The organism is Acidihalobacter prosperus, assembly GCF_000754095.2.
Classification (GTDB): domain Bacteria; phylum Pseudomonadota; class Gammaproteobacteria; order DSM-5130; family Acidihalobacteraceae; genus Acidihalobacter; species Acidihalobacter prosperus.
In genome coordinates, this window is sequence record NZ_JQSG02000003.1 from 577,589 (window position 1) to 597,750 (window position 20,162).

Here is a 20,162-nt window from a genome sequence, read left to right on the forward strand (position 1 = left end):
AAGAACGTTCTTAGTGATCCGAGGTATGCGCCATTCCCAGGTACACGATGGTGAGTACCATGAAAATGAAGGCCTGCAGGGAGATCACGAGGATGTGGAATATGGACCATCCGAGACCGGCCAGAATCTGTAGCGGGTACCAGCCCAACAGCCCCCAATTCAGGGTATCGGCATGCGTCAGCACCAGCAGAGCGATGAGCATGAACACCAGCTCGCCCGCAAACATGTTGCCGAACAGTCGCAGGGCGAGGCTCAGGGGTTTGGCGATTTCCTCGATCAGCGTCATGACGATGTTCACCGGCACCAGATACTTGCCGAAGGGGTGGAACAGAAACATCTTGACGTAACCGACCGGACCCTTGACCTTCAGGTTGTAGAAGATCACCAGGGCGAAGACCGTCAGGGCCATCCCGAAAGGCGCACCGAGGTTGGCGGTCGGGACGGCGCGGAAATACACCGGACCCTCGACGCCGAATACATGGTGGCCGATCCAGGCAACCGTCAGCGGAATCAGGTCGACCGGGATGAGATCGACGAAATTCATCAGGAAAACCCAGACGAAGATCGTCAGCGCCAGCGGACCGATGAGCGGATTGGCGCGGGAAGTGAATACGTCCTTGATCTGGCCGTTGACGAACTCGACCATTGCTTCAAGGAGATTTTGCATGCCGGTCGGATTGTCGGCATCCAGGCTGCGGCCGATACGCCAGGCCACGAAGCCGATCAGAATCGCGATCAGCAGACCCATCAGCCAGGAGTCGACGAAGAATGCGTGGAAATCGATGATATTCGAGGTTTGATGCGTCTTCGGATCGCAACCGATGCACCAGTCGGTCAAATGGTGCTGCATGTACTCAACGGGATTTACCGGTTGAGAGGTTTCGGCTGCGCTCATTCTCGTACGCTCCTCAATCGTGTCTATCTGTCTGCTGTCCGCGCGGTCCGCTCAGCGGCCGTTCGCACGCATGCTTATCAAGATGTATGCGGCCTGCGCACCTACAAAAGTGCCTATCAGCGGGAGGGGAGCGAGCTTGAACCAGCCCAGCCCTATCGCCAGCGCCGCCAGAACGAACACAAAGCGTAGAACAGCGCTGAGATAAAGTTGCGCCATTCCGCGCTGGGCGCTGACCGAAACCGCCGCTTCGACGCGCTCGATGCGGCGTACCAGCATCAAAGTATTGGCCAAGGCCACCGCGCCGCCATAGAGCGCGGCCTCGATACCATGTTGTCCTTTTGCGTAAGCGGCTAATCCTACCCCGATCAGCACCAATCCGGCCTGAAACATCAAGATTGCGCTGCGCATACCGCCCTCTTCGACCGGAAGGGCCCCGGGGCCTCCCCCCGTACATGCCCGCGGCGCAGTATAGAGAGTCGCCCTGACAGCGTCAACCGAACACCTAATTATTTGATATGTGACAAAATCCCATCCAGTTCATCGAGACTGTTGTACTGGATGATCAGGCGGCCACTGCCCTTGTTACCCTGCTCGATACGCACCTTAGCCCCCAGTCGTTCGGCAATGTCCGTTTCCACCCTGGCGACGTCCGGAGAGGACTTCCTGGGGGCGACGGGCGCTTTCGCACGCGTGCGGATCAGCTGCTCCGCCTGCCGCACGCTCAGGCCTTTGGCCGCGATCTCGCGCGCCACGCGTGCCTGCTCGGCGGCCTCCAGCGCGAGCAAGGCACGGGCGTGGCCCATTTCGATGACTCCCGTCTCGAGCAACTGCCGCGCGACCTCGCCCAGTTCGCGCAGACGCAGCAGATTGGTTACCGCCGCGCGCGAGCGGCCGATGGCATCCGCGGTTTGTTGATGGGTCAGTCCGAATTCCTCGATCAGGCGCGCGAGCGCCATCGATTCCTCGATCGGATTGAGATCTTCGCGTTGGATATTCTCGATGAGCGACATCGCCGCCACCGCCTGGTCGGGCAGATCCCTGACCAGTGCCGGAATTTCACGCAATCCCGCGAGTTGGGCCGCGCGCCAGCGGCGCTCGCCGGCGATCAGCTCGTAGCCGTCGCCATGCTTGCGCACCACCACCGGCTGTATGAGCCCCTGGGCGCGGATGGACGATGCCAGTTCTTCCAGTTCCTCGCTGCGGATATTCATCCGAGGCTGGTAGCGTCCGCGCTGAATATGCTCCACCGCCAGTGTGCGCAGCTCGCCGTCCTCGTTGTCGTCTTCCGCGCTGTCCGCCTGACCGGACAAGAGGGCATCCAGTCCGCGCGAGCCCAAGCCTCGCTTACGCCTCACCATGTTTTCAGAGTCTCCTAATCGGTACCGTTTCGTGACCGCTCGTCGCGCCGGATGATCTCGCCAGCCAGCGCGAGGTACGCCAGCGCTCCGCTGGAGGCGCGATCATAGTTCAATACGGGGATACCGTAGCTCGGTGCCTCGGCCAGACGCACGTTGCGCGGAATGATGGTCCGGTATACGCGGTCTCCGAAGTGCGCGATCAACTGCGCGGACACGTCGTTCGCCAGATTGTTTCTGGGGTCGAACATGGTCCTCAGCAGGCCATCGATTTCCAGCTCGCGGTTCACGTTCTCGCGAATCCGCTCAATGGTCTTCATCAGCGCAGTCAGGCCTTCAAGCGCATAGTATTCGCACTGGATCGGTATCACGACCCCATGCGCGGCCGCCAGCGCATTGACCGTGAGCATGTTCAGCGACGGCGGACAATCTATGAGCACGTAATCGTAACGTCCGAGTATCGGCTCGAGCGCGGCGCGCAGGCGGTATTCCTTTTCCTGCACCTGCATCAGACCGACCTCGGCCGCGGTAAGATCGCCGTTGGCCGGAATGATGTCGTAGCCGTGGTCCGCCGCCGGACGTATCGCATCGCTGGCGCCGACATCGCCCAGCATGAGATCGAGGGCGGAGTAAGCGAGATGGTATTTGTCTACCCCGCTGCCCATCGTGGCATTGCCTTGCGGGTCCATGTCCACCAACAGCACGCGCCGGCGCGTCGCCGCGAGCGACGCCGCCAAGTTGACACTGGTCGTGGTCTTGCCGACGCCGCCCTTCTGGTTGGCCAGCGCCCTGATCCTAGTTGTGGTCATTCGCTTCCCAGCCGAGGTCCGCCAAATGTCTCCGGGCGTCCAGCCCCGGCACTTGCAATTCGTGCACCGCATGCACCCGCACGCCCGTCGGCAGGGCATCCAGTTCCGCAGCCGGATAGCGGCCCTTCATCGCCAGCATGTGCCCACCGGGTGACACGGCGTGTCTGACCGCCAGCGTGAAATCGGCCAGGGTCGCGAATGCCCGGCTGACGACTGTAGCAAAGCCCTCCACGGGCGTGTAGCGCTCGATCCGTGCGTGCACGGCGACGACGTTGTCCAGGCCCAGCTCCAGTGCGCACTGCCGCAGGAAGCGCACGCGCTTCGCACTGGCGTCCAGCAAGGTGAAATGGCGCGCCGGATGGTAGATGGCCAATGGAATCCCGGGCAGGCCCGCACCACTACCAACGTCGAGCACACGGTCGCCGTGCAGAAATCGGTGAATGGACAAACTGTCGAGCAAGTGATGCGACACCAGTTCGCGGTCGCCCTGTATGGCCGTGAGATTGTGCACCCGATTCCAGCGCACCATCAGTTCGAGGTAATGTTGCTGGGCCTGAATCCGCTCCGGGTCCCGATCCAGGCCCAGCGCCTCCAGGCCCGCCTCGAGGCGGGCAACGACCACGCCATCCATGTTCAGGCGGAAACCCGTTCGCCGTGCCGGCGACGAAGGTGCACCAGCAACAGCGAGATAGCGGCCGGCGTCACGCCGGATATCCTCGAGGCCTGCCCCAGCGTCCGCGGTCGATGCCGGGACAGCTTCTGGCGGACTTCATGCGAAAGCCCGTCGACCGCCGCATAGTCGAGGTCACCGGGGATTTCCAGACCTTCCTGACTCAGGTTGCGGCGGACTTCCGCCGTCTGCCGTTCGATGTACCCGGCGTACTTGGCTTGTATTTCGACCTGCTCCAGCACGGCCTCGTCCTCGCTCGCACAGCGGTAGACACCCGCCGCCTGCAGGTCGCGCATGCTCACGCCGGGGCGTCGTAGAAGCTCGGCCACGCGCAGTGGCTCCACGGGTATCTGTCCCATGCGGTCGGCAAGGTCGCCCTGCCGACAGTCCTCCGGCGTCAAACGCGTATCGTAGGCGCGCGTCTGCTCGCGTTCGATGGCCTCGCGCTTGCGCTCGAAGGCGGCCCAGCGGTCGTCGTCGATCAGCCCGAGACGCCGCGCCACCGGCGTCAGCCGCAGGTCCGCGTTGTCCTCACGCAGCATCAGCCGGTATTCCGCGCGGCTGGTGAACATGCGGTAGGGTTCAAGGGTCCCCTGCGTGATCAGGTCGTCAATCAGCACGCCGAGGTACGCCTCGTGGCGGGCCGGCGACCAAGGCGGCTCGCCACGCTGCCACAACACGGCATTGACGCCCGCCAACAGACCCTGCGCAGCCGCTTCCTCGTAACCGGTCGTGCCGTTGACCTGACCGGCCAGAAAAAGCCCCGTGATTTCACGCGACTGCAACGATGCCGCAAGCCCGCGCGGGTCGAAGTAATCGTATTCGATCGCGTAGCCGGGCCGGGTGATGTGGGCCTGTTCGAAACCCCGGATGCTGCGCACCAGCGCGAGCTGGACATCGAACGGCAGACTGGTCGAAATACCGTTCGGATAGATCTCGCGGGTATCCAGCCCTTCGGGCTCCACGAAAATCTGATGCGAGTCGCGATCAGCGAACCGGACGACCTTGTCTTCTATGGACGGACAGTAACGGGGCCCAACGCCCTCGATCTGGCCCGAAAAGAGCGGGGAGCGGTCCATTGCCTCGGCAATCAACGCGTGCGTTCGTGGATTGGTCCGCGCGATATGACAGGCCACTTGTCGCGGATGCTGATCACGCGAACCCAGAAACGAGAATACCGGTCTTGGCTCGTCGCCAGGCTGGATTTCGAGCACGCTGTAATCGATGCTCCTGCCGTCGATCCGCGGCGGCGTGCCCGTCTTGAGCCTGCCGACACCGAGCGGCAGTTCGCGCAGCCGCGCCGCAAGCGTCGTGGCGGGCGCATCCCCTGCGCGACCGCCTTCCCGTTGATGCTCCCCTATGTGGATACGGCCCGCCAGAAAGGTTCCCGCAGTCAGCACCACGCTGGCCGCGTTCACACGCAGCCCCATTTGCGTCACCACACCCGTGACGCGCCCGCCCTGCAGGATCAGATCGTCGACCGACTGCTGGAACACGCTCAAACCGGGCTGCGTCTCCACGGCCGCGCGCACGGCCGCGCGATATAGGCTGCGGTCGGCCTGCGCACGCGTGGCGCGCACGGCCGGACCCTTGCGCGCGTTCAAGGTCCGGAAATGTATGCCTGCGCGGTCGGCAGCGGCTGCCATGAGACCCCCCATGGCATCGATTTCCTTGACCAGATGACCCTTGCCGATGCCACCGATCGCAGGATTGCAGCTCATCTGCCCGATGGTTTCGATATTGTGTGTGAGCAACAGCGTGCGCGCGCCCATACGCGCGGCGGCAAGCGCCGCTTCCGTACCGGCGTGGCCACCACCGACCACAATGACATCGTACTGTTCGTTCATTAGCCTTCCCACGCGGCACTTAACCGCAGCCGGACACATTGTCCGGCAAGCAAGCCGGACCGTCAAAATGCGTTGCCTGCGGTCGTTACTTGCCGATACAGAAGGTCGAAAAAATCTCTCCGAGCAACTGGTCCGGCGTGACGCGGCCGGTGATCTCGCCCAGTCGATCGTGCGCACGGCGCAAGTCCTCGGCCAGCAGCTCGATGCCGAGTCCTTGCTGCAGGCCCGCGCGCGCCGCCTCGACCGCGTCGGCGCACTGTTTGAGCGCCTGCACCTGCCGACGCCGCGCCGTGAAGGTCGATTCGCCCTGTGCAGCTCCGGCGAGCCGCTGCGCCAGCTCGTCGGTCAGCAGATCCATCCCTTCCCCGGTCAGCACCGAGACGCCGAGCACGTCAGAACCGCTTAACCAGCCTGCGGGCTCGCCTCTCAGATCGATCTTGTTCCTAACGCGCAGCACGGGTATCTGCGGCGGCAGCGTGACCGATGTCACGCCGTCTGTCGGCTCGTCGCCCGTGTCCATCGCCAGAATCAGGTCTGCCTGATCTATCGCCTGTCGCGCTCGCGCAACGCCCTCGCGTTCCACCGGATCCTCGGTTTCTCGAATGCCCGCCGTATCAACGATCCGTACCGGCATGCCGGCGATCACGACATCGGTGCGCAGCAGATCGCGCGTGGTTCCGGCAATGGGCGTGACGATCGCCATGTCGTCGCCTGCCAACCGATTGAGCAGACTCGACTTGCCCACGTTGGGCGCCCCGGCGATGACCATGACAGCGCCCTGAGCCAGTTTGCGTCCTTGCTCCGCCTGCATCAGCAATGCGTCGAGGCTCGCGGCAACGTCCGCAAGCGAGGCCGTCAGGCGGCGATCGCCGATTGGTCCGACATCATCCTCGTCGACGAAATCGATCGCCGCTTCCAGCTCGATTCTCAGGCCTACGAGGCGGGTGCGCAGCGCCTCGACGCGGGACGAGAACTCGCCGCGCAGTGACCGCATCGCACCGCGCGCCGCCTGCCGACTGCCTGCGTCTATCAGGTCGGCGATGGCTTCCGCCTGCGTCAGATCGATGCGCCCGTTGAGAAATGCCCGCTCGCTGAATTCCCCGGGGCGGGCCGGTCGCGCGCCCAGTGCCAGCAAACGCTCCCAGATGAGGTGCAGCAGAAGCTGGCCGCCATGCCCCTGGAATTCGATCACATCCTCGCCGGTGAAGGAATCCGGGCCGGGAAAGCACACCAGCAGACCCTGGTCGATGGCCTCGCCGCGGTGGTCCAGACAGGTGCGCAGAACGGCCGTACGTGGTGCGGGCGGATCGCGCCCGGTCAAGCGTTGCGCGAGCGCCAGGGCTTGCGGCCCGCTGGCCCTGACGATGCCGATCGCACCGCGCCCGGGCGCGGTGGCGATGGCGGCAATGGTGTCGCGCTCGTCAGGCGCGCTCATGCTATTTCCCGCTGTCTTTTTCCATACGCTTGGTAATCAGCCATTGCTGGGCGATCGAAAGCGTATTGTTGACCACCCAATAGAGCACCAGGCCTGCAGGGAAAAAGGCCATGAACACGGCAAAACCCAGCGGCATGATGGTCATGATGCGTTTCTGCAGGGGGTCCATCGGCGCCGGGTTCAGGCGCTGCTGCAGGAACATGGTGATACCCATGATCACCGGCAGGACGAAGTAGGGATCCTTCGTCGACAGGTCATGAATCCAGAAGATGAATGGCGCCTGGCGCAGTTCGACGCTTTCGAGCAGCACCCAGTAAAGCGCGATGAATACCGGGATCTGCACCACGATCGGCAGACAGCCGCCGAGCGGATTGATCTTCTCGGTCCGGTATAGCTCCATCGTGGCCTGACTGAGCTTCTGGCGGTCGTCGCCATAGCGCTCCTTGAGTGCCTGCATCTTGGGCTGCAGGCTGCGCATGCGCGCCATCGAACGATAGCTCGTCGCGGACAGCTTGTAGAAAGCGAGCTTGATCATCAGGGTCAGCAGGATGATCGCGAAACCCCAGTTGCCGACGAAGCCGTGGATTCTGCTGAGCAACCAGAACAGCGGCTTGGCGATGACGGTGAAAATGCCGTAACCCGTAGTCAGATCGAGGCCCGGCGCCACCTTCTCCAGCTTCTCCTGGAGCTCTGGCCCGATCCACATGCGGCTGCCTACCCGCGTATCGCCGCCGGGCGCGACATCGACCGCTCCGGTGCGATAGCCGATCAGATAAAGCGGCTGATTGCCGCCCGTCACGGCCTTGCTGTAGTAATCGTAATCCTGATCCTTCGCGGGTATCCAGGCCACCAGGAAGTAATGCTGCACCATGGCCATCCAGCCGCCCTTGACCGTCTTGGACAAGGGCGATTTCGCCATGTCATCGAAGGGCACCTTCTGATAGCTGCCGTCGTAGTAGGCCGCGCCCTGGTAGGAGTGAGCCTGAAGAAAACTGCTGTGACTCTCCAGTGGTCCGTGCACGAGTTGCGAATAGAGCATCCCCTTCCAGGGTTTCGTGCCGGCGTTTTCGATGCGGTAGTCGACATCGACCAGGAAGCTGCCACGGTGGAAGATATAGGTCTTGGTCACCTTGACACCCTCCGGCCCGGTCCAGGTCAGCGGCACGCGCAGCGTGTTTTCGCCCTGCTTCATGTCGTAGGACGTCTGCGTGGTGCGATAGAGCGCGTAATGGTCCGGCGCCCGTTTCGCATCGGCCGAAACCAGACCCGATTGCGCTACGAAGGTACCGTCACGATCGAACATCAGGGTGAACGGGTCGTTCGGCTTGTTGACCGACACCGGGTAGGTCGGCAGCCTCGCCTCAAGAATATCGCCGCCGCGCGTGCTGAGCGTAAGATCGAGCACGTCCGTGCGAATGTGGATGCGCTCGCCCTGCCCGGCGCCCTGTACGCTTGCGGCGGCGGGAGGTGCCCCCCGCGTGACGCTCGGCACGCCCGTGCCCTTGTCCGCCGTCATACCGCCGCCGCCCTGCGTCGCCGTTGCAACCGGTGGCTTGGGCTGATGGGCATGCTGCCAGTCCTGCCAGATCACGAACAGCACGAACAGCAACGAGATGTACAGCAGGGGGCGGAAGTTATCCATCGTGTCGACTTGTTGGTTGTTTTATGGGTTCGTTCGGAAGGGGATCATGGCCGCCCGGATGCCAGGGATGGCAACGGGACAGGCGCCGGACCGCCAGCCAACCACCCTTGATGGCGCCGAAACGTTCCAACGCCTCGATGGCATAGGCGGAGCATGTCGGTTGGAATCGGCAATGCTGCCCGATATACGGGCTCAGGAACAGGCGGTAACCCTTGATCAGTAAGATCAGCAAACCACGCATGGTTTTATCCGATCGATTGCCACTGTCGCTCCAAGGCCTCGCGCAGGCGCCGCTTGTCCAGTCTGGCTGCATCCGGTCTGCACATTACCACGATATCGACCGCCGGAAACGCCAACCGCCGTTGACGGAAGCTTTCCCTGATTACGCGCTTGATTCGCTGCCTGACCACCGCCTGCTTGGCACACTTGCGGGATATCGCTAGCCCCAGTCTCGCTCTGCCGGTGTCGTTCGGCGTCCACTTCAGCAAAAAGACGCGGCCGCCAGACCTGTGCCTCCCCGCGAATACGCGTGAGTAGTCGGCGGCTTCCGTCAGCCTGGCACAGCGCGGAAAGGACTGTGCCGGAATCATGGCCGACGTTACGGCGTCAGGCGATGGCGACCCTTCGCTCGGCGTGCGGCGATCACGGCACGGCCACCCTGGGTACGCATGCGCGCGCGGAAACCATGGGTGCGCTTGCGATGGAGATTGCTGGGTTGGAACGTACGTTTCATATCGGTTCAATCCACTTGGCGAGACCGGGCCATCCCGGGCTCAGGAAAAAGAGGGGGAAAGTTACGCGGCGCCCGTCATGGTGTCAAGTACGTGCCACCTAGCCAAGTGGAACCGGATGATGCCTGCGTATACACTCTTTCGTCCGTCGAGCGTCATACGATCTCATCCGTTTTCCCGATCCCCCAGGGGGCAAGCTTTGGCTGGCAGTCCACTCTGGCAATCCTGCATTGCCCAGCTCCAAAACGAACTATCCGAACAGCAGATCAACACCTGGCTGCGTCCACTGCATGCCGACGAGTCGGCCCAATCCCTGCGTCTTCTGGCCCCCAACCGCTTCGTGCTCGACTGGGTGCGCGAGCACTTTCTCGGGCGTATCAGCGAGATCGTCGCCGACCTCAGTCAGCGCGCGGATCTTCCGGTCCTGATCGAGGTCGGAAGCGCGGAAAGTCGTCCCAAGGCCAGCCCGGCCCGCAAGTCCGGCGCCGAGATCGAGCGCCGGGCCAGTGCGCGGCACAACATAAACCCGAGCTTCAGCTTCGACAATTTCGTCGAGGGCAAGTCCAATCAGCTCGCGCGCGCGGCATCGTTTCAGGTCGCGGAAAACGTCGGCCGGGCCTACAACCCGCTGTTCATCTACGGCGGCGTCGGCCTCGGCAAAACACACCTGATGTACGCCGTTGGCAATGCCATTCTCAAGCAGCGCCCGAACGCGAGGGTCATCTATCTGCATTCGGAGCGTTTCGTCGGCGACATGATCAAGGCGCTGCAGCACAACGCGATCGCCGACTTCAAACGCTACTACCGCTCGGTCGACGCGCTGCTGATAGACGATATCCAGTTTTTTGCCAACAAGGAACGCTCCCAGGAAGAGTTCTTCCACACCTTCAACGCGCTGCTCGAAGGCCAGCAGCAGATCATCCTGACCTGCGACCGTTATCCCAAGGAGGTCGACGGGCTGGAAGAACGTCTCAAATCGCGTTTCGGATGGGGATTGACCGTAGCAATAGAGCCGCCTGAGCTTGAGACGCGGGTAGCGATTCTGCAGCGCAAGGCCACGGCCGCCGGGATCGCATTGAGCAACGAGGTCGCCTTCTTCGTAGCCAAACGTATCCGGTCCAATGTCCGCGAACTGGAAGGAGCGCTGCGCAGAATCATCGCAAGCGCGCAATTCAGCGGCCGCGAGGTCACCCTCGACTTCACCAAGGAGGCCCTGCGCGACCTGCTGGCACTTCAGGACAAGCTGGTCACGCTCGACAACATCCAGAAAATCGTTGCGCAGTACTACAACATCAGGGTCGCGGACTTGTTGTCGACACGCCGCAGCCGTTCGATTACGCGCCCGCGTCAGCTGGCGATGTCGCTTTCCAAGGAATTCACCAGTCACAGCCTGCCTGAGATCGGCGATGCCTTCGGCGGCCGCGACCACACCACCGTGTTGCACGCGTGCCGTAAAATCAAGGAGTTAAGGGCAAGCGATGCCCGTATGGAAGAGGATTACACCAATCTGGTAAGACTGTTGACGAGCTAGCGGAACGACCTGTGGATAAGCTGTATAAATAGTCTTGAAGTCCGATCGGGTGCAAAATGGCGAACAACTTATCCACAGCTAGATGACAGCCGGGGCGCCCGCTTACCCTAACCGATATCGCCCATAAATAACCTTTAAATCATATATTTATGATAGTTATGCACAGAAAGGCCGCTAGCCTATTACTATCATCTTTTATTTTTTAAACCTTAATAACCAGCCGACCCACCGACACTGGAAGCCGACCATGCGTTTTACGATCAGCCGTTCAGAACTCATCAAACCCTTGCAGCGCGTTATCGGTGCGGTCGAGCGCCGACAGACCATGGCGATACTGGGTAACGTGCTGCTGCAAATCGAGAACAATCGGATGAGATTGACCGCGACCGATCTCGAAATCGAGCTGGTGAGCCATTGCTTTCTGATCGATGGGGAAGATGGGGCCGCGACACTGCCTGCACGCAAGCTTTATGAAATCTGCAAGGCCTTGCCCGAGGATGCCGAGATATCGCTGGATTTCGAGGAAGGGCGCGCGATACTCAAATCGGGCGGTAGTCGATTCTCCCTGGTGACATTGCCCGCCAGCGAGTATCCGAACCTGGATGAATTCGTGGCGCAGGCCCAGTTTTCGCTCAATCAAGCGCAGCTCAAGGGCTTGCTGGTCCACAGTTCGTTCGCGATGGCTCAGCAGGATGTGCGCTACTACCTCAACGGCCTGTTGCTCGAGGTCAATCCCGGCCAGGTTACCGCGGTCGCCACGGATGGCCATCGCCTTGCGCTGGCGAAACTGGATAACGCGCCGGGTAGCGGCGAACATGCGGTGATCGTGCCCCGCAAGGCAATCATGGAACTCGTGCGTACGCTGGACGAACGCGATGCCCAGGTGACGATCCACCTGGGCACTCAGGCGATTCGCCTGGAGTTCGATGACGTCCGGTTTACGTCAAAGCTCATCGATGGACGCTTCCCCGACTACAAGCGCGTTATTCCAAGCGGCGGTGAAAAAATACTGACCGTCTCACGCGAAACGCTGCGCCAGGCGCTGCAGCGTGTCTCCATTCTCTCCAACGAGAAGTACCGAGGCGTACGGATCGGGCTCGACAGACAATTGCTGCGTGTCGAGGCTCACAACCCCGAGCAGGAAGAAGCGCAGGTCGATCTGCAGGTGGACTACGACGGTGAGAGTCTGGATATTGGATTCAATCTGACGTATCTGATGGATGTGATCGCAACGGTATCCGGCGATACGCTTCAGCTTTGTTTCAAGGACTCGAGCAGCAGCGTGCTGATCACCGATCCGGACGAACCAAGCGCGCTGTACGTGGTCATGCCCATGCGCCTGTAGCCTGGCGCATTGCCCGTGTGCTGACCGAGATCGCTTATTCGAATATACGCAACCTGTCCGAGGGGGCGTTTTCGCCGGGCTTTGGTGTCAACCTGATCACGGGAGACAACGCGGCCGGCAAGAGCAGCGTGCTGGAAGCCATTCATCTGCTTTCGTTGGGGCGTTCGTTCCGCACGAGTCAACTGGACCGTGTCGTCTCCTCGACCGAATCCGAATGCTGGGTCAGAGGCTCGGTTCGCCGCGATGGGCGTATCACACGTATCGGTTTTCAGCGTGCCGGCAAGCGCAATCGCTTTAGAATCGACGGCACCGACGCCACCAGCGTGGCCCAGACCGCGCGCACCTTGCCGGTACAGATCATCCACCCCGACTCCCATCGTCTGCTGACCTCGGGTCCGGCGCATCGCCGGGCCTTTCTGGATTGGGGCTGTTTTTATGCCGATGCCGGTTTTCATGCCGTTTGGCGCCAGTACCGCCGTGCGCTTGCGCAGTACAATTGCGCGCTCAAGGGACGGATTGATCGCAATATCCTACACGGCCTGGAACAAGCGCTGGCTGTTCACGGCGAGGACATTGACCGCCGTCGCCGGTTTTATCTGTCAGAGTTGCTCGCATCTCTTTCGTCTATGGACCCGCTTTGGCCTGAGCCTGAAGACCGGGTGCTGGTCTATGAGCCCGGTTGGCATGTCAATACGCCCCTTCTGGACGCATTGGGCAAACACCGTCAACGCGCCATACGTTTCGGCTCGGCCATGGTTGGGCCCCACCGTGCCGATCTGACCGTTCTGCACAGAGGCGAACCTGCCGCAACCGCGCTGTCACGAGGTCAGATCAAACGCGTTACGGTGGCGTTGATGTTGACCCAGATGACCCTGTACGAATCGAACGCAGGACACAGTTGCACGCTGATGATCGACGATATCGCTTCCGAACTTGATGCGCATTCGGTACGGCTCGTCGCGGATGCAATCGGAAAACGCTCAGGCCAGTGCTTTGTCAGCGCGTTGAGTCTGGACGATGCCCAACCGTTTATGCATGGCGACCATCGTATGTTCCACGTGGAACATGGGCGGTTGAGCGAACTGTTATAATGGGCCGCTGCCATCGAGGTGAACCTATGTCTGAGACCCAAAAGCGCTACGACTCGTCGAATATCAAGGTACTGAAAGGGCTGGATGCCGTGCGCAAGCGCCCGGGCATGTACATCGGCGATACCGATGACGGTACCGGTTTACACCATATGGTCTTCGAAGTCGTTGACAATGCGATCGATGAAGCCCTGGCTGGTCACTGCCATTCGATCAAGGTCGAGATCAAGCCCGACAATTCCATACGGGTCGAAGACGACGGCCGCGGCATCCCAGTGGACATCCATCCCGAGGAAGGGCGGCCGGCCGCGGAAGTCATCATGACCGTGCTGCACGCGGGCGGGAAGTTCGATGACAATTCATACAAGGTTTCGGGCGGACTGCACGGCGTAGGCGTATCGGTGGTAAATGCGCTTTCCGAGTGGTTGGAGCTGACGGTATACCGGGAAGGCCATGTTCATCGTCAAACTTACCGCATGGGTGAGCCGGCGACGGCACTTGTCCGGGGCGAACCATCCGATAGGACCGGCACGATGGTTCACTTCAAGCCAAGTCCGTCAATATTTGGCGACACCGAATACCACTACGACATACTCGCCAAGCGACTGCGCGAACTGTCATTCCTGAACTCGGGTGTGCGCATCGAGCTATCGGATGAGCGCAACGATAAACGTGATGTCTTTCAATACGAAGGCGGCATCAACGCCTTCGTGGCGCACCTGAACCGCAACAAGGAACCATTGCACCCGACGGTGCTCTATTTCACGGCGGAACGTGACGGCATCGGCGTTGAAGTCGCGCTGCAGTGGAACAACAGCTACCAGGAAACCATCTTCTGCTACACCAACAACATCCCGCAAAAGGATGGCGGTACGCATTTGGCGGGGTTCCGCGCGGCGATGACGCGGACGCTGAACCAGTATCTTGAGGCCGAAGGCATCAGCAAAAAACAAAAGGTCTCGATGAGCGGCGACGATGCGCGAGAAGGCCTCACAGCCGTATTGTCCGTCAAGGTGCCGGATCCTAAGTTTTCCTCTCAGACCAAGGAGAAACTGGTTTCTTCCGAGGTCAAGGCGGTGGTCGAATCCGAGATGTCGGAGCGTCTGCAAAGCTTCCTGCTGGAAAATCCGGTCGAAGCCAAGTCCATCGTGGCAAAGATCATCGATGCCGCAAGGGCAAGAGAGGCGGCCCGGCGCGCACGCGAGATGACGCGCCGCAAAGGGGCGCTTGACGTTGCGGGGTTGCCGGGCAAGCTGGCGGACTGCCAGGAAAGGGATCCGGCGTTATCTGAGCTTTTCCTGGTGGAGGGTGACTCGGCAGGCGGCTCCGCAAAACAGGGCAGAGACAGGCGGACGCAGGCAATCCTGCCGCTCAAGGGCAAGATACTGAATGTCGAGAAGGCACGTTTCGACAAGATGCTGGGTTCGGCGGAGGTCGGCACGCTGATCACTGCGCTGGGTTGCGGGATCGGCCGTGATGAATTTAGCCCGGACAAGCTGCGCTACCATCGCGTCATCATCATGACCGATGCGGACGTCGATGGCTCGCATATTCGCACGTTGCTGCTGACATTCTTCTATCGGCAGATGCACGAGCTTGTCGAACGCGGGCATATCTACATCGCACAGCCGCCGTTGTACAAGATCAAACGCGGCAAGCAGGAACATTACGTCAAGGACGACGCGGAAATGACGGCGTATCTGCTGCAAAACGCGCTGGACGGCGCGCAATTGCATATCAATGCCGTTGCACCGCCTTTGAGCGAGGAAGCGCTGGGTGATCTAGCGAAACGCTATCAAGCCTGCGTCGCAACGGTCCGACGACTGGCAAGGCGTTATCCGTCGGAGGTGACTGGCGAGATGATGTTCCTGCCGCTGCGCCAGCAAGTGGATGATGTGCCGTCGCTCCGCAATTGGCTTCAAATCCTGACCGAGCGCGCCAACGCAAAACTGGAGGCAGCGACGCTACGGGTCGAGGTGGATGAAGCGCATGCGGTTATTAGATTGATCCGCACGCAGCACGGACTTGATAGCGCGAAAGAGATTCCGATGGCGTTCTTTCAGTCGGCGGAGTTCGCGCTGCTCAATGGTTTGGCGGAGCGCATCGATGGACTGCTGGAAGTGGGTGCCTCTATCCAACGAGGCGAACGCAGTCAGCCGGTCGGTCACTTCGCCGAGGTCATGCACTGGCTGACCGAGGAAGGCAAACGCGGCGTTTCCATTCAGCGTTACAAGGGTCTGGGCGAGATGAATCCGGATCAACTGTGGGAAACCACCATGAATCCCGAGACGCGGCGGCTGCTCCAGGTACGGATCGAGGATGCGATTGCGGCAGACGAAGTGTTCACGACACTGATGGGAGATCAGGTGGAACCGCGTCGCGATTTCATCGAAGCGAATGCTCTCAAAGCCGAGAATATTGATATTTAAACTTATATATCAATAATTTAAATTTAGGTGCCCCATGTATAACCCACTGCTCGAATCCCACGGGCTGCCCGCATTCGCGAGCATCGAGGCCGCTCACGTGGTACCGGCGATTACGCAAAAGCTGGCGGACAATCGCCGACGCATCCTTGAGCGTCTCGACAGTGGCGAACCGGCGAACTGGAACAACGTGGCGGAGTGGGCGGCAGAACTGGACGAGGGGCTTGAGCGGGTATGGTCGCCGGTCAGGCATCTGAATGCGGTTTCCAGCCACGAGGCATTACGCGAGGCCTATAACGCCTGCCTGCCGTTGATCTCGGCCTATCACACTGAGTTGGGTCACAACCGCGCCTTGTACGAGCTTTGGCGTGATCTGTCCGAGCGTGCGGAAGAGCTGGCGCTGGATGAAACCCAGCGCAAACTGGTCGACGATACCTTGAGGGATTTTCATCTTTCCGGTGTCGACCTGGCACCGGCAGACAAGGAAGTGTTCTCCAGGTTGCAGCAGAGACTGTCGGCCTTGCAGTCGAAATTCGAAGAGAATCTCCTGGATGCGACGGATGGCTGGAGCGTGAACGTCAGCGACCAACACCGGCTTGCGGGCATGACGCCATCGGGTTTGGCACAGGCCAGACAGGCAGCCGCTACACTTGGCGAAGCCGGTTACCGTCTGACTCTGGATTTTCCCTCCTACGATGCCGTTATCAGCTATTGCGATGACCGCGACCTGCGCGAGCAGATTTATACCGCCTATGCCACACGAGCGTCGGACCAGGGACCGCAAGCCGGACGCTGGAATAATTCCGAGATCATGTGTGAGATTCTGGATCTGAGGCTGCAACTGTCACATTTGCTGGGTATGCGAAATTTTGCCGAAGAATCGTTGATGACCAAGATGGCTTCGTCGGCAGAGGAAGTGATGGATTTTCTGCGAGATCTTGCAGAAAGGTCGCGTCAGGCAGCTCAACGAGAATTGGACGAATTACGAGCCTTTGCTGCGGAGCAACTTGATATACCACAGTTACAATCATGGGACATGGCGTACGCCACGCAGAAGTTGAGAGAGCATCGATACCAATACAGTGAAGAGGAAGTCAAAGCGTATTTCCCGGTCGATCGTGTTCTGCAAGGCTTATTCAACCTTGCCAATCGACTGTTCGGCATCAGTATTTCGCTCAGCGACGCCAAGATTGAAACCTGGCATGAGGATGTCCGCTTCTACGATGTGCACGACAGTACGGGCGAGCTCCGAGCACAATTTTATGTCGACCTGCACGCGCGCAAGCATAAGCGCGGTGGCGCATGGATGGACGAATGCAGGGCTTATCACGCGGCGGCCGATGGTGTTCGTCACCCGGTTGCTTACCTGACATGTAATTCCTCACCGCCTGTTGATGGTAAACCGGGCCTGTTCACGCACGACGAGGTCGTTACGCTGTTTCATGAATTCGGCCACGGACTTCATCACATGCTCACTCGAGTGCCGTATGCACAGCTCTCGGGTATACGCGGAGTTGAGTGGGATGCCGTCGAATTGCCGAGCCAATTTATGGAAAACTGGTGTTGGCAGGACGAAGTCATCGAAAGCATTTCCGGTCACTATGAAACCGGCGCCTCGCTGCCGGCCACCTTGAGAGCCTCGTTACTGGCTACCCGAGATTTTCAAGCAGGCATGCAGATGCTGAGGCAGGTGGAGTTCGCGATGGTGGACATGCGTCTCCACATGTTGGAAACAGCGCCGAATGCGGCGGAGATTCAGGCCATCGTCGATGAGGTCAGACAGGAGGTGGCGGTGGTAAGGCCGCCTGCCTTCAATCGTTTCCAGCACAGCTTCGCGCATATATTCGGCGGTGGTTATGCGGCAGGTTATTACAGCTACAAATGGGCCGAAGTCCTATCGGCAGATGCGTTCGCGAAATTTGAGGAAAAGGGCCTTTTCGACAGCAGTACGGGAACGGCATTCCTCGAGAATATTCTGGAAATGGGCGGTTCGAAGCCGGCCATGGAGCTATTCAAGCGGTTTCGTGGACGCGAGCCCAGGATCGATGCGCTCCTCAAACATATGGGGATAGCGGCCTGATGCCGGTCAAAATCGCAAGCTGGAATGTCAATTCGCTCAATGTACGGCTTCCGCACGTGATTGAGTGGCTAGACGCGGAAAAACCCGACATTCTTGCCTTGCAGGAAACCAAACTTCCGGACGACCGTTTTCCCGCCGATCACTTTTCGGAATTGGGTTACGAGGTGCTTTACTCGGGCCAAAAGACGTATAACGGCGTCGCGATATTGGCGAGAACTCACTATGAAATTCGAAACCCGCTGACCGACATCCCGGGTCTTGACGATCCGCAAAGACGAATACTGGCCGCCGATATTGGGAATCTGAGAATATTGAATCTGTATGTCGTGAATGGACAGGAAGTCGGCTCGGACAAGTTCGCGTATAAAATGCACTGGCTGGATAAGGTGACGGATTACGTACGATCGGACGTAGGCGTTTACGACTATTACGTAATCCTTGGCGACTTCAATATTGCGCCAGCCGATGAGGACGTACACGACCCGGATATGTGGCGAGACAAGATACTTTGTTCGGTACAGGAACGGTCCGCCTTGGAAAACATCAAATCGCTGGGCTTCAAGGATACCTTCAGGCTTTTTGAGCAACCTGATAATTCATTTTCGTGGTGGGACTACCGCGCAGCGGGCTTTCGTCGAAATCTCGGTTTGAGAATCGACCTGCTACTGGCCAATACGGCATTGGCAAAGCGTTGCACTCGCGCCTGGATCGATCGTACGCCACGTGGTTGGGACAGACCGTCCGACCATGCGCCGGTGATCGGCGAATTCGATCTGGATAACGCAATGGATGTACAGGCACGATGAAGTACCGCGATCTCAGGGATTTCATGCGCCAACTCGAGTCGCGCGGTGAATTGCGACGTATCGCGGTGGAGGTCGATCCCGTACTTGAGATGACGGAGATATGCGACCGCATACTGAGAACCGGCGGGCCAGCGCTTCTGTTCGAAAATCCGAGGAACCACCAGATTCCGGTACTGGCGAATTTATTCGGTACACCGGAGCGCGTGGCGATGGGTATGGGCGAGGAATCGGTCGAAGCCCTGCGTGAAGTCGGCAAGTTGCTGGCATTCCTTAAGGAGCCCGAACCGCCAAAGGGACTCAAGGCAGCATGGAAGAGCCTGCCCATATTCAGAAAAATTCTCGATATGGCGCCTAAACTGGTGACGGCTGCGCCTTGCCACGAGGTGGTGCTCGAGGGTGACGATGTCGATCTCTCACGCCTTCCGGTGCAAACATGCTGGCCCGGAGATGCGGGTCCGCTGATCACGTGGGGACTGGTTACAACCAGGGGTCCATGCAAGGAGCGACAGAATCTGGGCATCTATCGGCAACAGGTAATAGGGCGAAATCGGGTGATCATGCGCTGGCTGTCGCATCGTGGTGGCGCGTTGGATTTCCGCGACTGGCAGAAGGCACACCCTGGCGAGGGTTTCCCTGTCGCGGTAACGCTAGGCGCCGATCCGGCCACGATCCTGGCGGCGGTTACGCCGGTGCCCGACAGCCTGTCCGAATATGCGTTTGCCGGTTTGTTGCGTGGCAGCAAGACCGAATTAACGCAGTGCCTGGGCTCGGACCTGTCCGTGCCTGCGTCGGCAGAAATCGTGCTTGAAGGGCGTATCATGCCCGACGATGAGGCCGATGAAGGGCCGTTTGGCGATCATACGGGTTATTACAACGAAGTCGATCGTTTCCCCGTTCTGACCGTGGACCGGATGACCCATCGGCGCGACCCCATCTACCATAGCACCTACACCGGGCGCCCACCGGACGAACCTGCCGTGCTGGGCCTTGCGCTCAACGAGGTCTTCGTGCCGCTGCTGCAAAAGCAGTTTCCAGAAATCGTCGACTTCTATCTTCCGCCGGAGGGCTGTTCGTACCGGATGGCCGTCGTCAGCATGCGCAAACAGTATCCTGGGCACGCCAAGCGCGTGATGATGGGCGTTTGGAGCTTCCTGCGGCAGTTCATGTATACCAAGTTCGTGATCGTCGTGGACGAGGACATCGACACGCGGAACTGGCAGGATGTGATCTGGGCCGTCACCACACGCATGGATCCGATACGAGACACGGTCCTTATCGACAATACGCCCATCGACTATCTTGATTTCGCATCGCCCGTGTCTGGACTCGGCTCCAAAATGGGCTTGGATGCGACCAGCAAATGGCCTGGAGAGACGCAACGGGAATGGGGGCGCCCCATCGAGATGGATGAGGGCGTGAAGGCTCGCGTCGATGCGCTCTGGCCCAGCCTGAATCTGGGCTGATCCGCTTACGGGCCAAAACCAACACCAAAAACCAATACA

The 20,162-nt window shown here is 60.0% G+C and carries 18 protein-coding genes; 7 read left to right on the forward strand and 11 right to left on the reverse strand.

From position 1 onward, the window contains the following. Positions 1–10 precede the first annotated feature (10 nt). The 11 genes from atpB to rpmH form a co-directional block, all read right to left on the reverse strand. Positions 11–895: a F0F1 ATP synthase subunit A gene (gene atpB, locus THPRO_RS09440; RefSeq protein ID WP_065089546.1), complete on the reverse strand. Its 885-nt coding sequence runs from the start codon at positions 893–895 to the stop codon at positions 11–13. Positions 896–946: 51 nt separating this feature from the next. Beyond that, the gene (locus THPRO_RS09445; RefSeq protein ID WP_038087799.1) at positions 947–1,303 is read right to left on the reverse strand and encodes an ATP synthase subunit I; all 357 of its coding nucleotides are present in this window, start codon (positions 1,301–1,303) and stop codon (positions 947–949) included. A gap of 98 nt (positions 1,304–1,401) precedes the next feature. Next, positions 1,402–2,253 carry a ParB/RepB/Spo0J family partition protein gene (locus THPRO_RS09450; RefSeq protein WP_038087796.1) on the reverse strand — a complete coding sequence of 284 codons (852 nt, stop codon included), beginning with the start codon at positions 2,251–2,253 and terminating at the stop codon, positions 1,402–1,404. A gap of 14 nt (positions 2,254–2,267) precedes the next feature. After that, on the reverse strand, positions 2,268–3,059 hold the full coding sequence (locus tag THPRO_RS09455; protein ID WP_065089547.1) for a ParA family protein: 792 nt from the start codon (positions 3,057–3,059) through the stop codon (positions 2,268–2,270). After that, positions 3,046–3,690 carry a 16S rRNA (guanine(527)-N(7))-methyltransferase RsmG gene (gene rsmG, locus THPRO_RS09460; RefSeq protein ID WP_038087789.1) on the reverse strand — a complete coding sequence of 215 codons (645 nt, stop codon included), beginning with the start codon at positions 3,688–3,690 and terminating at the stop codon, positions 3,046–3,048. The genes THPRO_RS09455 and rsmG overlap by 14 nt, the downstream gene beginning before the upstream one ends. A gap of 2 nt (positions 3,691–3,692) precedes the next feature. Then, positions 3,693–5,576, reverse strand: coding sequence for a tRNA uridine-5-carboxymethylaminomethyl(34) synthesis enzyme MnmG (gene mnmG, locus THPRO_RS09465; RefSeq protein ID WP_065089548.1), 1,884 nt, complete (start codon positions 5,574–5,576; stop codon positions 3,693–3,695). An 85-nt stretch (positions 5,577–5,661) separates the two neighbouring features. Continuing rightward, positions 5,662–7,011: a tRNA uridine-5-carboxymethylaminomethyl(34) synthesis GTPase MnmE gene (gene mnmE, locus THPRO_RS09470; RefSeq protein WP_038087785.1), complete on the reverse strand. Its 1,350-nt coding sequence runs from the start codon at positions 7,009–7,011 to the stop codon at positions 5,662–5,664. 1 nt (position 7,012) lies between these two features. Further along, positions 7,013–8,653, reverse strand: coding sequence for a membrane protein insertase YidC (yidC, locus tag THPRO_RS09475; RefSeq protein WP_038087782.1), 1,641 nt, complete (start codon positions 8,651–8,653; stop codon positions 7,013–7,015). Then, positions 8,646–8,894, reverse strand: coding sequence for a membrane protein insertion efficiency factor YidD (gene yidD, locus THPRO_RS16275; protein WP_236717286.1), 249 nt, complete (start codon positions 8,892–8,894; stop codon positions 8,646–8,648). Before yidD ends, yidC begins: the two co-directional genes overlap by 8 nt. 4 nt (positions 8,895–8,898) lie before the next feature. After that, positions 8,899–9,243 carry a ribonuclease P protein component gene (gene rnpA, locus THPRO_RS09485; RefSeq protein ID WP_038087777.1) on the reverse strand — a complete coding sequence of 115 codons (345 nt, stop codon included), beginning with the start codon at positions 9,241–9,243 and terminating at the stop codon, positions 8,899–8,901. Between the two features lie 8 nt (positions 9,244–9,251). Further along, complete coding sequence (rpmH, locus tag THPRO_RS09490) at positions 9,252–9,386, reverse strand: 50S ribosomal protein L34 (protein WP_038087773.1); 135 nt, start codon at positions 9,384–9,386, stop codon at positions 9,252–9,254. Positions 9,387–9,583: 197 nt separating this feature from the next. On the opposite strand from rpmH, the gene dnaA reads away from it, so the two are divergent. The 7 genes from dnaA (at position 9,584) to ubiD (ending at position 20,123) form a co-directional block, all read left to right on the forward strand. Then, positions 9,584–10,915: a chromosomal replication initiator protein DnaA gene (gene dnaA / locus THPRO_RS09495; protein WP_038087770.1), complete on the forward strand. Its 1,332-nt coding sequence runs from the start codon at positions 9,584–9,586 to the stop codon at positions 10,913–10,915. Positions 10,916–11,162: 247 nt separating this feature from the next. Beyond that, positions 11,163–12,260: a DNA polymerase III subunit beta gene (dnaN, locus tag THPRO_RS09500; protein WP_038087768.1), complete on the forward strand. Its 1,098-nt coding sequence runs from the start codon at positions 11,163–11,165 to the stop codon at positions 12,258–12,260. A 17-nt stretch (positions 12,261–12,277) separates the two neighbouring features. Next, positions 12,278–13,351, forward strand: a complete 1,074-nt coding sequence (recF, locus tag THPRO_RS09505) for a DNA replication/repair protein RecF (RefSeq protein WP_052064109.1) — start codon at positions 12,278–12,280, stop codon at positions 13,349–13,351. A 26-nt stretch (positions 13,352–13,377) separates the two neighbouring features. Continuing rightward, complete coding sequence (gene gyrB / locus THPRO_RS09510) at positions 13,378–15,777, forward strand: DNA topoisomerase (ATP-hydrolyzing) subunit B (protein ID WP_038087764.1); 2,400 nt, start codon at positions 13,378–13,380, stop codon at positions 15,775–15,777. Between the two features lie 34 nt (positions 15,778–15,811). After that, positions 15,812–17,854, forward strand: a complete 2,043-nt coding sequence (locus tag THPRO_RS09515; protein WP_038087762.1) for a M3 family metallopeptidase — start codon at positions 15,812–15,814, stop codon at positions 17,852–17,854. Continuing rightward, positions 17,854–18,660, forward strand: coding sequence for an exodeoxyribonuclease III (gene xth / locus THPRO_RS09520; protein WP_038087759.1), 807 nt, complete (start codon positions 17,854–17,856; stop codon positions 18,658–18,660). The genes THPRO_RS09515 and xth overlap by 1 nt, the downstream gene beginning before the upstream one ends. Beyond that, the gene (gene ubiD, locus THPRO_RS09525; RefSeq protein ID WP_038087756.1) at positions 18,657–20,123 is read left to right on the forward strand and encodes a 4-hydroxy-3-polyprenylbenzoate decarboxylase; all 1,467 of its coding nucleotides are present in this window, start codon (positions 18,657–18,659) and stop codon (positions 20,121–20,123) included. Before xth ends, ubiD begins: the two co-directional genes overlap by 4 nt. Positions 20,124–20,162: the final 39 nt, after the last annotated feature.

Excerpts from the sequence above, each read along its gene's own strand:
- atpB (WP_065089546.1), bottom strand. The coding sequence starts at position 895 with ATGAGCGCAGCCGAAACCTCTCAACCGGTAAATCCCGTTGAGTACATG.
- THPRO_RS09445 (WP_038087799.1), bottom strand. The coding sequence starts at position 1,303 with ATGCGCAGCGCAATCTTGATGTTTCAGGCCGGATTGGTGCTGATCGGG.
- THPRO_RS09450 (WP_038087796.1), bottom strand. The coding sequence starts at position 2,253 with ATGGTGAGGCGTAAGCGAGGCTTGGGCTCGCGCGGACTGGATGCCCTC.
- THPRO_RS09455 (WP_065089547.1), bottom strand. The coding sequence starts at position 3,059 with ATGACCACAACTAGGATCAGGGCGCTGGCCAACCAGAAGGGCGGCGTC.
- rsmG (WP_038087789.1), bottom strand. The coding sequence starts at position 3,690 with ATGGATGGCGTGGTCGTTGCCCGCCTCGAGGCGGGCCTGGAGGCGCTG.
- mnmG (WP_065089548.1), bottom strand. The coding sequence starts at position 5,576 with ATGAACGAACAGTACGATGTCATTGTGGTCGGTGGTGGCCACGCCGGT.
- mnmE (WP_038087785.1), bottom strand. The coding sequence starts at position 7,011 with ATGAGCGCGCCTGACGAGCGCGACACCATTGCCGCCATCGCCACCGCG.
- yidC (WP_038087782.1), bottom strand. The coding sequence starts at position 8,653 with ATGGATAACTTCCGCCCCCTGCTGTACATCTCGTTGCTGTTCGTGCTG.
- yidD (WP_236717286.1), bottom strand. The coding sequence starts at position 8,894 with ATGCGTGGTTTGCTGATCTTACTGATCAAGGGTTACCGCCTGTTCCTG.
- rnpA (WP_038087777.1), bottom strand. The coding sequence starts at position 9,243 with ATGATTCCGGCACAGTCCTTTCCGCGCTGTGCCAGGCTGACGGAAGCC.
- rpmH (WP_038087773.1), bottom strand. The coding sequence starts at position 9,386 with ATGAAACGTACGTTCCAACCCAGCAATCTCCATCGCAAGCGCACCCAT.
- dnaN (WP_038087768.1), top strand. The coding sequence starts at position 11,163 with ATGCGTTTTACGATCAGCCGTTCAGAACTCATCAAACCCTTGCAGCGC.
- gyrB (WP_038087764.1), top strand. The coding sequence starts at position 13,378 with ATGTCTGAGACCCAAAAGCGCTACGACTCGTCGAATATCAAGGTACTG.
- THPRO_RS09515 (WP_038087762.1), top strand. The coding sequence starts at position 15,812 with ATGTATAACCCACTGCTCGAATCCCACGGGCTGCCCGCATTCGCGAGC.
- xth (WP_038087759.1), top strand. The coding sequence starts at position 17,854 with ATGCCGGTCAAAATCGCAAGCTGGAATGTCAATTCGCTCAATGTACGG.
- ubiD (WP_038087756.1), top strand. The coding sequence starts at position 18,657 with ATGAAGTACCGCGATCTCAGGGATTTCATGCGCCAACTCGAGTCGCGC.